This is a genomic window from Mycolicibacterium celeriflavum, from assembly GCF_010731795.1.
Taxonomy (GTDB): domain Bacteria; phylum Actinomycetota; class Actinomycetes; order Mycobacteriales; family Mycobacteriaceae; genus Mycobacterium; species Mycobacterium celeriflavum.
Map to the genome: position 1 here is coordinate 619,359 of NZ_AP022591.1, position 12,843 is coordinate 632,201.

Below are 12,843 nucleotides of genomic sequence, written 5' to 3' on the forward strand. Positions count from 1 at the left end.
TTGTCAGCGCTTGACGACCTGAGTGCCGCCTGCGAGCTCGTCGTGCTTGCCCTGCTTGGTCGGGCTGCCGCTGATCGTGACCGCGATGACGACGATCGCGATGAACCCGAGCAGGCCTCCGACAAACGGGATGACCGGAAGCAGCGTCCAGGAATTGCGGATGGCCGATTGGGCGGCGGTCGGCTTGGGCGCCCCTCCGGGGCCTCGGACGCTGAGCCCGAGGATCTTCTTGCCCGGCGTCCAGCCTTGGATGGTCTCGAAGGCGAAGAAGTAGAGGAACATCAGGACGCCGGTGAACAGCCCGGTGACCATGGTGTTGGAGGCGCTGTCGGTCGCGAAGGCGAGCAGCCAGCTCACGATCCCGACGAGGATCCCGTCGATGAGCCGGGCGAGCCAGCGTAGGAGCAGGCCACCGGGTTGCCCGCTCGTCGAATAGCCGCCGTACTGGCCGGGCTCGGGCCCGAAGTTTCCGCTAGTCACCTGGGTCAATGTACCGGTGACCGGCACCGGTAAGGGCCGCTTTGGTGCGCGCCGGTGAAGGCCTCAGCGAAGCTTGCGCTGTTGGCGTTTGGCCTCTTTGCGCGCCTGCTCGGCCTGCTTGCGCGCGGTCTCGGCTTGCTTGCGCGCGGTCTCGGCGAGCTCCGCGGCACGACCGCGGGCGGTCTCGGCCAGTTCGGGTGCGCGGTCGCGAGCCACATCCGCGAACTCCGAGCCGCGCTCGCGCGCCACGTCGGCGAGGACCGCTCCGCGTTTGCGTGCGACCTCGGCAATTTCCGGTCCGCGTTCGCGCGCGACCTCGGCCAGTTCCGCTCCGCGTTTGCGTGCGACTTCGGCGATCTCCGGTCCGCGTTCGCGCGCGACCTCGGCGAGTTCGGCACCGCGTTCGCGGGCGACGGAGGCGAGCTCGCGGCCCCGTTCGGCGCCGACATGAAGACCGTGGCCGACCTTGTCCGCGAGTGCGCTGTCGGCGAGTGTGCCGCCGGCGGCCGCGCCGACGGGCAGCGCCGCGGTGACCGCTTCGGACACCTTGTGCGCCGCGCGTCGACCCCGCCACCCGAGCGAGGGTTTGCCTTCGGTGTCGACCGCGGCGATGATCAGCCCGCCGATCAAGCTGACGTCGGTGATGAACGCGCGGCGTTCGTCGGCTTTGCGCTGCGGATCTGTCTCGCTCCAGAACGTATGCCCGCCAAGGCTGCCCGGCACCACGCTGAGCGCGAGCGCCGCCGAAGCCAATCGTGGCAGTTTGCCGGTGGCCAGGAGGAGTCCGCCACCGATCTGGACGGCCGCAGTGGCGCGGGCGACCGTCTCGGCGTTAGCGGGCACGTTGGTGCCGACCGGATCGGGCAGCTTGCTCAAGCCCTCCAGGGTCGGGCGTGCGGCGTCGGCCGCCGGTTTCGGGCTACGTAATGCCTCGACACCTCTTGCGATGAAGGCTGCTGACAGCATCGGGCGCGCGATACGTCGAATCAACATGGCCCAGGAGTTCCCAAGCGGATCAGAGCGCAAACGTCAATATGATGTGGCCGTCGGAGCCACGTCGGCGCATCGGCAGCGCGTACCAGAACAGCGCGAGCGCGAGCAGAGAGACGCCACCGGCGATCCAGGCCGGGGTCCGCCCGACGACGGTGTCGAAGATGATCGTCGCCACGCCGGCGAGGGCGACGCCCAGCAGCAGCATGCCGACGAGCGCGTAGGTGTGCGCGGAGGACACCAACGCTCCCATGCGGCGACGGCGGAACAACAGTCGGTGCATGCTGACGGGGGCGATCAGCAGTATGGTCGCCCCGATCGAGCAGGCCACGGTGAGCAGATACACCCTCTGCATGACCACGTCGAGCTCGTAGAAGCGGTCGGTGAACGGCAAGATCAGCAGAAAGCCGGTGAGCAGCTGGACTCCGGTCTGGGCGACCCGCAACTCCTGCAGAAGGCTCGCCCAATTGCGGTCCAACCGTTGGGTTTCCGTCTCGTTGCGGCCGTCGTCCCCACGCTTGTGCGCTTCCGGGTGTTCGATGTCCACAGCTGATTCTGGCAGCCTGCGCGGCGGACGGCCCGTCGAATAGCGGTTTTCCGGTCGGGTCTAGCGGTTTCCGTCGTCACGATTGTTTGTCCTCGGGTGAATGAAGATGCCCTCGGCCTCGACGGTGACGCCCTCGTCGTCGGCGATGTGTCCGATCGCGAAAGTCTTGACACCATCGACGCGCTCGACGTGCGCCTCGGCGCGCAGCGGTAGTCCCAGTCGGGTGCCGCGACGATAGCGCAGCGTCAACGTGCCGGTGACCGCGGGCATTCCAGGTTGGTGCGCGGTGGCGCCGAGAACATGATCGAGCAGCATCGCGCACACCCCGCCGTGCACGTGTCCGGCCGGGCCTTCGAATGCCGCGCCGAGCACGAACTCCGCCCACGCGGATCCGTCGGGTTCGTGGTGCACGACCAGCGGGGGAGCGACGGGGTTGCGCACTCCCATCACGACGTTGCCCCATGCCATGAGCTGTCCGTCTCCGGTGTGCTCCAGGCCGAACGAGCCCTCGCGCAGCGCGGCGGTCTCGAGTTCCGCTGTCGCGCCGTCGATCTTGTCAATCACGGACTTCACCGACGACTCATCCGCTTGGGAGCGGATGCTGACGTCGATGAGTCGGCGTACCGACTGTGCCAGCGGCTCGTAGACCGACCGCAGCTGCTCGAGCTCAGAAGTCGTCACCGCCTCAGCGTGCGGAATTCGGCGGCGGGTCGCAACACCACGTCCCGGCCAGTGGTGAGGCGACGACCTATCTGACCTGCCGTTGTTAGGCTGGGCAAATGACCGACGACGCGTCTGGCGCCAAGCCGAACCTGGCGGCGACCAGTTTTGCGCTGCTGGGCATGCTGTCCTACGAGTACGAACTCTCGGGCTACGACATCCGCAAGTGGATCGACTGGAGCATGCGCTTCTACTACGGAAGCCCCGCCTACAGCCAGATCTACACCGAGCTCAAGAAGTTGGAGAAACTCGGTCTGGTGACCTCGCGCTCGGACGACACGGGTGCGCGAAACCGCCGGTTGTACAAGATCACCGAAGCGGGTCTCGATGCGGTCACGCGTTGGGCGAATGAAGCGCCGGTGGATCCACCGAACCTCAAGCACGCGCCGCTGCTGCGGGTGACGTTGGGACATCTGACGACGCCCGAACGGCTCAAGGAGGTGCTGCAGGAACACGTGGCGTATGCCGACGAGATGCACCGCAACGCCGCCAAGGACGCGCGATGGGCCGGCGCGGATCCGTCCTGGGCATACGCCCGGGTGGCGCTGCAGTGGGCCGAGCGGTACTACGCCAATGAGCGCGAACTGGCGTTGAAGATGATCAAAGAGCTTGACGAGGCTCAAGCTTCGTTCCCCAAGGCGGGGGAAGGCGGCCGGACGAAGGTTCCGTGGCCGGCACCCGAGTACTGGTACGAGATCGAGAAGAAGGCCGAAGCCGACGACTGACTATCCCGCGGCCGCGTCGTGAGCCGCGATGTAGCCGTACACCAAGCCTTGCGCAATCGTCGCGCCGGCGCCGGGGTAGGTGGCCCCGAACGCGTTGGCGGCGGTGTTCCCGATCGCATACAGCCCGTCGATTGCGGTGCCGTCCTCGCGTAGCACCCGGGCCCGCTCATCGGCGCGCAGGCCGCCGCAGGTGCCCAGGTCACTGAGTACCATCTTCACGGCGTAGTAGGGGCCGCGGACGAGCGCACGGAGGTTCGGATTCGGCGTCACTGTCAGATCGCCGTAGTAGCGGTCGTAGGCGCTGCGGCCGCGTCCGAAGTCGGAATCCTGTCCGGCATAGGCCATTTCGTTGAACCGCTGCATGGTCGCGACGAACTGTGATTCCGATACGCCGATCTTGCGGCCGAGGTCGGCTAGATTGCCGGCGCGGTGCGCGATGCCGGCGTCGTACCACGCCGCGGGAATGGCCATCCGTGGGTACAGGTCGGCGGCGAAGACATAACTGTTGCGATACTTCTGGTCGAACACGATCCACATGGATTCGACCGGGTTGCCCGCGCGTTCACGTTCCAGCACCCGTTGGCCGAACGACATGTAATCCGTCGCTTCGTTGACGAACCGGCTACCCGTCTGGTCGACGATCAGCGATCCGGGCAGTGACCGTTCGGCCAGCATCACCTTGGGCGCACCGCCGGGCAGTGCAGCGACCGCCGGGAACCACCACGACTGGTCCATGAGAACGATTGCGGCGCCGACGTCTTGGCCGACGCGGATCGCGTCGCCGGTGTTGGTCTCCGCGCCGAGGCTTGCATGTTCGCCGAGCGATTCCGACTGGAACTTCCAACGCATGTCCATGCTGTGGTCGAAGCCGCCGGCCGCGAGCACGACGCCGCGGCGGGCGACGGCGGTGATCGTATGGCCTCGGTGGTCGAGGACCGCACCCGTCACGCGGCCGTCGTCATCGGTGGTGAGGCGCCGCAACGACGTTGCGGTCCAGATCGGGATGCCGGCCTCGAGCACACCGGCGAACAGTCCGGCCGCCAGGGCTTGACCACCCGCGGCGTATCGACGGCCCAACAGCAGACCGCCGACGCCTTGGCCGAGTCGTTTCACCACCAGCGGCAAACCTTTTCGGGGCACCCGCGACATCAGGTTGAGCCAGCGGTAGTCGGCGCCCGTCGTCGGCATCGGGATCTTCACTTCCATGACACCGGGACGCAGTCGCGAGCGGTACTCGCCGAGCAAGGCGGTGTCCAGCGGGCGGCACTCGCATGTCCGGCCCGCCGCGGAACCGCCGGGCGCCTCGGGGTGATAGTCCGAGTAGTCCCTCGCCCAGAACAGCCGCATCCGCGTGGTCCGCCGCAGCAGCTCCACGGTCGCATCGACGTGGGCGAGAAATGCCGCGGATCGCTGTGCCGGTGCGGTGCCATCGACCACCGCATCGAGATACGTCTGAGCCCGCTGCGCGGTGTCGCCGCCACCGCTCTCTTCGAGCACCCGGCTGGCGGGAAACCACAGCGCCCCACCGGAGCGTGCAGTCGAACCGCCGACGTAATCGGACTTCTCGACGATCAGGACGCTCAGGCCCTGCTCGTGGGCCGCCAGCGCGGCTGCCATCCCCGTACCGGATCCCACCACCAGAAGGTCGACGGTGCTGTCCTCAACGGTCACGCTCGAGGGGATGGCGGGGTGCGGCGCAGTGGTCACGACCTGAAGCTAGGCCGTCTCGGCGCCCGAGGGCACCAGGCGTCCTGATGAGCGGAACGCTCGGTGTTGCGCCCTGGCGTACGGGAGTACAAAGGTCCAATGACGTTAGAGTCCGATGTCGAGGTCCGACAGATCGAAGCTGGGGCGGCGCCAACCCGGTTCGCCAGGGGTTGGCATTGCCTGGGGCTCATCCGTGATTTCGGTGACGGCCAACCGCATTCGGTGAGCGCGTTCGGTCAGAAGTTGGTGGTGTTCCGCAGCGGCGACGGAAAGATCAACGTCCTCGACGCCTACTGCCGGCATATGGGCGGCGACCTCAGTCAGGGAACGGTCAAGGGCAACGAGATCGCATGTCCCTTCCATGACTGGCGGTGGGGCGGTGACGGCCGGTGCAAGCGGGTCCCCTACAGCAAGCGCACACCGCGCCTGGCGCGCACCGCGACGTGGACGACGCTCGAGCAGGACGGGATGTTGTTCGTCTGGAACGACCCCGAGGGCAGTCCGCCGCCCGCTGACGTGACCATTCCGCGCATCGAGGGCGCCACGAGCGACGAGTGGACCGACTGGCACTGGTACACCACGGTGGTCAACACGAACTGCCGCGAGATCATCGACAACGTCGTCGACATGGCGCACTTCTTCTACATCCACGGCTCGATGCCGACGCACTTCAAGAACATCTTCGAAGGGCACCTTGCGACGCAGTACATGAACAGCGGTTCCCGCGGGGACATCCCGGATCCGGAGGGCCAGCCGCGACTGCTCGGCACGACCTCGGTGGCGTCGTACTACGGCCCCTCATTCATGATCGACGACCTCACCTACCACTTCGAGACGGACGACCAGAACACGATCCTGATCAACTGCCATTACCCGATCGACGCCAATTCGTTTGTCCTGCAGTACGGCATCATCGTCAAGAAGTCGGCCAACCTTCCCGAGGACGCGGCGATGCAGGCCGCGATCGCGCTCGGTGACTGGGTCAAGGTCGGATTCGAGCAGGATGTGCAGATCTGGAAGAACAAGGCGCGCATCGACAACCCGCTGCTGTGCGAGGAGGACGGGCCGGTATATCAGCTGCGCCGCTGGTATGAGCAGTTCTACGTCGATGTCGCCCACGTGGCACCGGACATGGTGGACCGGTTCGAATACGAGATCGACGTCACCCGCCCACGCGAAGCGTGGCAGCAGGAGGTCGAAGCGAACATCGCACAGGCGGCCAACGGGTAAGACTCATATGGGTACTCGCACCGACAACCGTTTGCAGGACTCACCGCTGGTTCCTGTCGATTGCCGCAACTGCGGTGCTCGCGTACTGGTTCGCAAGAGCAGCTGGGAGCAGACCAGCGTCCAGTGGGACGCCGACGCGATGGCCAGCTGCCCGGAACTGCGCGAGGCCGAGGCGCTCAAGCATCACGGGTGTGGCCTGGTCCTGGCCTGCGCGGCGCTTCGCGAGTCGATCGAGAACGCAGCGCGCCGCGGTTCAGTCCCGATACTCGACGAAATCGTCGACTAGCGTGTGCTGCCGGCGTGCTGCGAAACCAGCGGTCGGACAGCTTCCGCGAAGGCGAGGACCTGCGCCCCGATGTCGCGGACCGCGCCCGCGCCGAGCCGTCGATATGGCTGAGCCGATACCGACATGACGACGGCGTCGGTGGTGTCGAAGATGGGTGCTGAGATCGTCGCCAGCGGGTATTGAGCTGCGTCGTCTAGTTCGTCGGGCAGCAAGTCCACGACCGTCAGATCGGCGACCGCGCCCGCCAGCCGCGTCGAGACGGCGTCCGGTGCGCTACCCGTGTCCAGCGCCTGCATCGCGGTGTACACCCGTAACAGGGGATCGCTCAGTCGTTCGATGCCGTAGCCACGTCGACGGATCTCTTTGAGCACCTTCGAAATTCGAGCACGGAACACATCGTTGACGGGGCCCGCGCGGTCCACCCATGCTTTCCGTTCGTCGGCGGCCGCCCACGCCACGAATTCTCGGCCGAAGGGAGCGACGAACGGCAGACGCAGGCCGGAAGCCACGGACGGGCGCGCACCACCGGGCGCGACCGAATCAACGACGAGAATCGATTCGGCATTGACCTCGGATATGCACACCGGCATGTCGATCGACACACAGAGGCGGTGTAGCGGTTCGCGCAGCGTCTGCGGCAGTGATGCGGGCAGGCGCGACAGCGCCGCGAGGGCCGGTCCCACCGAGTACCTCCCGCTCAGCGGGTCACGCAATGCCCATCTCCTGGCGCACATCGTGAGCAAGATCGCGTGACACGTCGATCGGCTGATCCGCAGCTCACGGCAGATATCGGCCAGCGACAGCCCGGTGCCGCCGTGCTCGGCCAGCAACTCGACGACGGCGATTACCCGGCTGGTCGGCGGCGAAGGGTCTTGACCCTGTGGTTCGGACCCGCCTAGCTTTAACGTCATATTTTCGGACAATACAACGAATATTCGACACCAGCGAGTTCAGGGCGGGAGGCACGCTCATGGCGGGGACCGATGTGATCATCGACGACCTTGTCTCACCTCGTCTCACCGCCACTCAGCGTCAGGTGCTCGATCATGTCGCCGGCTTGCGCATAGAGCTCGACCCCGACGCCCTCATCGCTGACGCGGTCGAGCGCACCGGCATGAGCGATTTCGGGCCCCTCGGATTCCGGTCGCGGCTCGACATGTACGCCGCGGCTGTCGATTCCGACTCCGGCAACACCAACCTCAACCGGCTGATCCTGCGGAACCGGATAGTGCGGCTGTTGAGCGCGCGCCTGCTACTCGTCGATCTGCTACGGCGATATCCAGAGATCCACGAGATCCAGATAGAGCAGCCGATCATCGTCGTTGGGTTACCGCGGTCGGGAACCACCCATCTGGTCAACCTGATCGCCGCCGACTCGCGGCGTCGCGCGTTGCCGTATTGGGAGAGCCAGGAGCCGTTTCCCCTGCGCGGCGAGGGGCCTGGCGTGGATGGGATGGATCCGAGGTATGCCCGATGCGCGGCCGAGTACGAGACGTCAAAAGCCATGACGCCGTTGATGGAGACGATGCACGATCGCTTTCCCGAAGCCATCGAGGAGGAGATCGAACTCCTGGATCTCGATTTCGCGAGCTATGTGCTGGAATGGCACGCCCGGGTGCCGCGCTGGCGCGACTACTATCTCGGGCTGGACCAGGACGAGCACTATGCGTTTCTGCGTACGGTCCTCAAGGCGCTGACGTTCCTGCGTGGCCCGCGCCGATGGGTACTCAAATCGCCGCAGCACGCCGAACAGCTCGGGCCACTGATCCGCACCTTCCCCGATGCGACGGTCGCGTTCACCCATCGTGATCCGGTGGCCGTCATCCAGTCGGCGGTGACGATGCTGGCCTACGGGGACCGCATGCGCCGCACGGACATCGATCCGGGAGGCCTTGTCGACTACTGGGTCGACCGCATCGAGCGGCTGCTTCGCGCCTGCGTGCGAGACCGCGAAGTCATCGGGGACGACCGCAGCGTCGACATCCGGTTCCACGAACTGGGCGGCAACGAGATGAGAATCCTTGAGCGACTCTATGACCTCAACGGTGAGGACCTGCCCCCCGGGGCCAGGGCGGCGCTGCAGCGCTATCTCGATGAAAATCCGCGCGGCAAACATGGCCGTATGCGCTATGACCTGAGACGAGACTTCGACCGCTCGCCTGACGAAATCCGTTCTCGCTTCGACTTCTACTTCGAGCGGTTCGATGTGAAGGAGGAGGCGTGACTATCTACGAACCGATCTATCGCACCCGTCCCGGCGCCGATGCGATCGCCGGTGCCGACGCACCCGCGGCGCAGGAGGTGTCTGCAGGCGTGTGGATGTCGCCCGGCCTGTCCAACTCCTACCTGCTGGCGACCCCCGACGGCCGCATCGTCGTCAACACCGGTATGGGGTTCGAGGGCCCGGTCCACCGTGCGAACTACGACGCGGTCGACACATCCCCAATTCGGTACGTCATCCTCACCCAGGGCCATTACGACCACGTCGGTGGTACGGACGTCTTCATCGAGCCTGGCACCGATGTTGTCGCCCAGGCCAACTGGGAGACATGGCGACGCGACAACGAGCTGTTGGCGCCCTTCAGGGTGGCGAACTCCGCCTTCGCGTTCGCCGACACCGTTGCGAGCGCGATCGCCAACGCCACCGCACGCACAGGTACCGCACCGGCCCCGCAGAGCGTTCCCACTCCCACGATCGTCGTGGATGACGAGCTCCAAATCACCCTTGGCGGGCGCCACCTCGAGCTGTACGCCACCCCGGGAGGGGAAACGACCGACAGCCTCGTGATCTGGCTGCCCGAGGAACGGGTGTGCCTGTGCGGCAACGTCTTCGGTGCGCTATTCGGCCATATCCCGAATCTCGTGACGATGCGGGGTGACCGTTATCGAGACGCGTTGACCGTGATCGAATCGATCGAGAAGGTTCGCGGCCTCGATGCCGAGGTACTCCTCACCGGCCACTTCGGACCCATCAACGGCCGAGAGCGCATCCGCGCCGAGCTCACCAGATTGCGGGACGCGGTGGCCTACATCCATGATCAGACCGTCGCGGGCATGAACGCCGGCAAGGACGTACACACACTGATGCGGGAGATCACGTTGCCGCCGGAGTTGGAAGTGGGCGAGGGCTACGGGATGGTGCGCTGGAACGTGCGCGCCGTGTGGGAGAGCTACGCCGGTTGGTTCCATCACCGCTCCACCACGGAGTTGTATCCCTCTGCGCCGGCGTCCATCTCGTCCGACCTGGTCGAGCTGGCAGGCGCGGAGGCGATCGTGCGTCGGGCGCAGGCGCTGCTCGCGGCCGAAGATCCCCTACGAGCGATTCGTCTCGCCGAGATCGTCAACCAGACCCAGCCAGACAACGCGGCCAAAAGGGTGTTGATCGCCGCCCACGAACGGTTGCTGAAGGCGAGTACCAACTTCTGGGAGGCTGCCTGGCTCCGCAAGCAGATCGCCGAGCTGTCCGCATGAACGGGCTGCGGTTCGATTTCACCGGAAGCACCGCTCTGGTCACCGGCGGCACCAGCGGAATCGGCCACGCCACAGCGGCATTGCTGCGAGACAGCGGCGCGCAGGTGACGGTCACCGGTACGAAGCAGGGGCCCGAGGACTACGACGTGGACCTCGACGGCATGTCGTACCGCCAGCTGGCAATGACCGATGCCGAGGGCGTCGGCGCGCTGGCCGCGTCGATCGCCGAGTTGGACATCCTGATCAACAACGCGGGCGGCACTTTTCCCGGCGGACTGGACGAAGCGACTGTTGACGGGTATGCGGCGTCGGTCGACCTGAACCTGCTGGCTCCGTTCCGGCTGACCACCGCGTGCCACGATGCTCTGAAGAAGTCGCGGGCGGTCGGAGGGGCGAGCGTCGTCATGCTCGCGTCGATGGCGGCAATCCGCGCCGTACCGATCGTGCCCGGATATGGCTCGGCGAAGGCGAGTGTGCTGTCCCTGACGCGCAACCTCGCGGTGCGATGGGCGGGCGACGGCATCCGAGTCAACGCAGTCGTGCCCGGCGTCGTCGCCACCCGGATGACGGCCGCGATGGATTACGCCCCCGAAGTCAAACAACAACAACTCGACCATATTCCGTTCGGCAGGTTCGCAGAGCCGGCCGAGATCGCCGGCCCGATCCTGTTCCTGTGCAGCGAAAGCGCTTCGTACTGCACAGGATCGGCGATGGTGATTGACGGCGGCTACAGCGTGGTATAGGAGGCGGCAGCAGATGAAGGCTTCAATCGTCACGGGACCCGGCGAAACAAATGTCGTCGAGGCGCCCACGCCGGCGGCCGGACCCGACGACGTCCTGGTCGAGATGCGGGCCTGCGGCATCTGTGGTTCCGATCTGTTCTACATTGCCGCGGGCGGGTTGCCGCCGCGTCAGGGCAGCATGCCGCTCGGTCACGAACCCGCCGGCGTGGTCATCGACGTCGGCGCCGCCGTCACGGAAATCACCGTCGGCGACCACGTCGTCGTCAACCCGATGGCGGCGCCCGGTGGCATCATCGGCAACGGAGGTCCGGCGGGCGCGCTCGCGGAGTACCTTCTTGTCGAGAACGCCGTGCGCGGCAAGAGCCTCGAGGTCGTGCCCGACCACATCCCGTTCGAGGTGGCCGCCCTCAACGAGCCGATGGCGGTGGCCCGCCACGCCATAAATCAGGTGACGCCGGGGCCCGCCGACAGGGTCGTCGTGTTCGGTGCGGGACCGATCGGGCTCGGCGCCACAATCGGATTGAAGTCGCAAGGGGTCGACCATGTGGTCGTCGTCGATATCCTGGCGGCGCGCCTGGACAAGGCGCTCGCCGTCGGCGCCGACGCAGTGATCAACTCCGCCGACGAGGACGTCGTCCAGCGGCTCCTCGCTTTGCATGGTGCTGGTGAATCGATCTGGCCGGACAAGGCGGGCACCGACATCTACCTCGATGCGGCCGGTGTTCCCGCGGTCATCGACACGGCTTTGGCCGCCGCCAAGACCGGCGCCAAACTGGGCATAGTCGCCGTGCACAAGGAGCCGGTCAGCGTCGATCTCATGAACGTCATGGGCAACGAGCTGACCATCGTCGGTTCCATGGGCTATCCGACCGAGATCTTCGACGTGACAGGCGACATCGTGGCGAACTGGGAGAAATACAAGACGATCGTCAGCCACACCTTCTCGTTCGAGGACGTCGGTGCGGCGCTACAGGCCGCCTCCACCCCTGGGGCGACCGACAAGGTCGTCGTCACCTTCTAGCGAGACGGGGCACATCGCGCCGTAGTCTCGTCTGATGACCAAAAACGTCGACGCACCGATCGCTGTCGTGACGGGTGCGAGCCGCGGGGCCGGTCGGGGTATCGCCCGGGCACTGCTCGCGCGAGGCTGGCGGGTCTATACGACGGGTCGGACCGTGACCGATGCCGGCGACGGAGCGATCGCGGTACAGGTCGACCACCGCGACGACGCTGCGACCGCTGCGCTGTTCGCGCGGGTGGCCGACGAGTGCGGCGGTCTTGACCTGCTGGTCAACAACGCCGCCGCGGTTCACGACGCGCTGACCGATCCGAAGCCGTTCTGGGAGAAGGACGTTGAACTCGTCGACATCCTCGATGTCGGGTTACGTTCGGCGTATGTCGCGTCGTACTACGCCGCGCCGCTGATGCTGAATCGACCGCGCGGGCTGATCGCGTTCACGTCCTCGCCCGGGTCCGTCTGCTACATGCACGGCCCGGCGTACGGCGCGCAGAAGGCCGGCATCGACAAGATGGCGGCCGATATGGCGGTCGACTTCCGGGGCACGCGGGTGAGCACCGCGTCGATCTGGATGGGCATCCTGCTGACCGAGAAGATGCGTGGCGCGTTCGACGGCAAGCCGGATGCCTTGGCCGCCATGGCCGAACACGCCGAAACGCCCGAGTTCACCGGGCGTGTGATCGACGCGCTGTACCGCGATCCCGAGCTCGACGCGTTCAGCGGTCACACCCTGATCGGTGCCGAACTCGCGCAGCGCTACGACATCACCGATGACGATGGCCGGCAACCACCGTCGCACCGGGAGATGCTGGGCTCACCGCGGGTGCCCAGCGACGTGGTGGTGCGCTGAGCGATTGGCCGCCTAAGGCGGAGTTGTCACACCGATCCACGTTTTGCAGACGTCTACTCGGACTTCTGCTGGAAAA

14 protein-coding genes are annotated in these 12,843 nt (G+C 66.2%); 8 read left to right on the forward strand and 6 right to left on the reverse strand.

Annotation, left to right across the window (positions count from 1 at the left end):
* Positions 1 to 3 precede the first annotated feature (3 nt).
* The 4 genes from G6N18_RS02840 to G6N18_RS02855 form a co-directional block, all read right to left on the reverse strand.
* Positions 4 to 480 carry an RDD family protein gene (locus G6N18_RS02840; RefSeq protein ID WP_083000812.1) on the reverse strand — a complete coding sequence of 159 codons (477 nt, stop codon included), beginning with the start codon at positions 478 to 480 and terminating at the stop codon, positions 4 to 6.
* A 63-nt stretch (positions 481 to 543) separates the two neighbouring features.
* The gene (locus G6N18_RS02845; protein ID WP_067222956.1) at positions 544 to 1,473 is read right to left on the reverse strand and encodes a DoxX family protein; all 930 of its coding nucleotides are present in this window, start codon (positions 1,471 to 1,473) and stop codon (positions 544 to 546) included.
* Positions 1,474 to 1,495: 22 nt separating this feature from the next.
* On the reverse strand, positions 1,496 to 2,017 hold the full coding sequence (locus G6N18_RS02850) for a DUF6328 family protein (RefSeq protein WP_083000552.1): 522 nt from the start codon (positions 2,015 to 2,017) through the stop codon (positions 1,496 to 1,498).
* A 60-nt stretch (positions 2,018 to 2,077) separates the two neighbouring features.
* On the reverse strand, positions 2,078 to 2,698 hold the full coding sequence (locus G6N18_RS02855; protein WP_083000550.1) for a PaaI family thioesterase: 621 nt from the start codon (positions 2,696 to 2,698) through the stop codon (positions 2,078 to 2,080).
* Between the two features lie 98 nt (positions 2,699 to 2,796).
* On the opposite strand from G6N18_RS02855, the gene G6N18_RS02860 reads away from it, so the two are divergent.
* Positions 2,797 to 3,462, forward strand: coding sequence for a PadR family transcriptional regulator (locus tag G6N18_RS02860; RefSeq protein ID WP_067222965.1), 666 nt, complete (start codon positions 2,797 to 2,799; stop codon positions 3,460 to 3,462).
* Here G6N18_RS02860 and G6N18_RS02865 read toward each other — a convergent pair whose 3' ends face one another.
* Complete coding sequence (locus G6N18_RS02865; RefSeq protein ID WP_083000549.1) at positions 3,463 to 5,169, reverse strand: 3-ketosteroid-delta-1-dehydrogenase; 1,707 nt, start codon at positions 5,167 to 5,169, stop codon at positions 3,463 to 3,465.
* A gap of 99 nt (positions 5,170 to 5,268) precedes the next feature.
* On the opposite strand from G6N18_RS02865, the gene G6N18_RS02870 reads away from it, so the two are divergent.
* Positions 5,269 to 6,399, forward strand: coding sequence for a 3-ketosteroid-9-alpha-monooxygenase, oxygenase component (locus tag G6N18_RS02870; protein ID WP_083000547.1), 1,131 nt, complete (start codon positions 5,269 to 5,271; stop codon positions 6,397 to 6,399).
* Between the two features lie 7 nt (positions 6,400 to 6,406).
* Positions 6,407 to 6,685 carry a ferredoxin gene (locus G6N18_RS02875; protein ID WP_083000545.1) on the forward strand — a complete coding sequence of 93 codons (279 nt, stop codon included), beginning with the start codon at positions 6,407 to 6,409 and terminating at the stop codon, positions 6,683 to 6,685.
* On the opposite strand, the gene G6N18_RS02880 is transcribed toward G6N18_RS02875, so the two are convergent.
* The gene (locus G6N18_RS02880) at positions 6,682 to 7,596 is read right to left on the reverse strand and encodes a helix-turn-helix domain-containing protein (protein WP_083000543.1); all 915 of its coding nucleotides are present in this window, start codon (positions 7,594 to 7,596) and stop codon (positions 6,682 to 6,684) included. The two genes, G6N18_RS02875 and G6N18_RS02880, sit on opposite strands and share 4 nt — an antisense overlap.
* 59 nt (positions 7,597 to 7,655) lie before the next feature.
* On the opposite strand from G6N18_RS02880, the gene G6N18_RS02885 reads away from it, so the two are divergent.
* From G6N18_RS02885 to G6N18_RS02905, 5 genes are read left to right on the forward strand one after another with little or no spacing between them, the layout of a single operon-like run.
* On the forward strand, positions 7,656 to 8,909 hold the full coding sequence (locus G6N18_RS02885; protein ID WP_083000541.1) for a sulfotransferase family protein: 1,254 nt from the start codon (positions 7,656 to 7,658) through the stop codon (positions 8,907 to 8,909).
* Between the two features lie 2 nt (positions 8,910 to 8,911).
* Positions 8,912 to 10,156, forward strand: a complete 1,245-nt coding sequence (locus G6N18_RS02890) for an MBL fold metallo-hydrolase (protein ID WP_083000810.1) — start codon at positions 8,912 to 8,914, stop codon at positions 10,154 to 10,156.
* A complete protein-coding gene (locus tag G6N18_RS02895) occupies positions 10,153 to 10,899 on the forward strand; it encodes an SDR family NAD(P)-dependent oxidoreductase (protein ID WP_083000539.1) in 747 nt (248 codons plus the stop codon). The genes G6N18_RS02890 and G6N18_RS02895 overlap by 4 nt, the downstream gene beginning before the upstream one ends.
* Before the next feature lie 13 nt (positions 10,900 to 10,912).
* Positions 10,913 to 11,920, forward strand: coding sequence for a zinc-dependent alcohol dehydrogenase (locus G6N18_RS02900; RefSeq protein ID WP_083000537.1), 1,008 nt, complete (start codon positions 10,913 to 10,915; stop codon positions 11,918 to 11,920).
* A 34-nt stretch (positions 11,921 to 11,954) separates the two neighbouring features.
* On the forward strand, positions 11,955 to 12,767 hold the full coding sequence (locus G6N18_RS02905; protein WP_083000535.1) for an SDR family NAD(P)-dependent oxidoreductase: 813 nt from the start codon (positions 11,955 to 11,957) through the stop codon (positions 12,765 to 12,767).
* Positions 12,768 to 12,843 lie beyond the last annotated feature (76 nt).

Bases quoted from the DNA above. Each gene is read 5' to 3' on its own strand.
- G6N18_RS02885 (WP_083000541.1), top strand. From the start codon at position 7,656: ATGGCGGGGACCGATGTGATCATCGACGACCTTGTCTCACCTCGTCTC.
- G6N18_RS02905 (WP_083000535.1), top strand. From the start codon at position 11,955: ATGACCAAAAACGTCGACGCACCGATCGCTGTCGTGACGGGTGCGAGC.
- G6N18_RS02895 (WP_083000539.1), top strand. From the start codon at position 10,153: ATGAACGGGCTGCGGTTCGATTTCACCGGAAGCACCGCTCTGGTCACC.
- G6N18_RS02860 (WP_067222965.1), top strand. From the start codon at position 2,797: ATGACCGACGACGCGTCTGGCGCCAAGCCGAACCTGGCGGCGACCAGT.
- G6N18_RS02880 (WP_083000543.1), bottom strand. From the start codon at position 7,596: ATGACGTTAAAGCTAGGCGGGTCCGAACCACAGGGTCAAGACCCTTCG.
- G6N18_RS02900 (WP_083000537.1), top strand. From the start codon at position 10,913: ATGAAGGCTTCAATCGTCACGGGACCCGGCGAAACAAATGTCGTCGAG.
- G6N18_RS02875 (WP_083000545.1), top strand. From the start codon at position 6,407: ATGGGTACTCGCACCGACAACCGTTTGCAGGACTCACCGCTGGTTCCT.
- G6N18_RS02870 (WP_083000547.1), top strand. From the start codon at position 5,269: ATGACGTTAGAGTCCGATGTCGAGGTCCGACAGATCGAAGCTGGGGCG.
- G6N18_RS02845 (WP_067222956.1), bottom strand. From the start codon at position 1,473: ATGTTGATTCGACGTATCGCGCGCCCGATGCTGTCAGCAGCCTTCATC.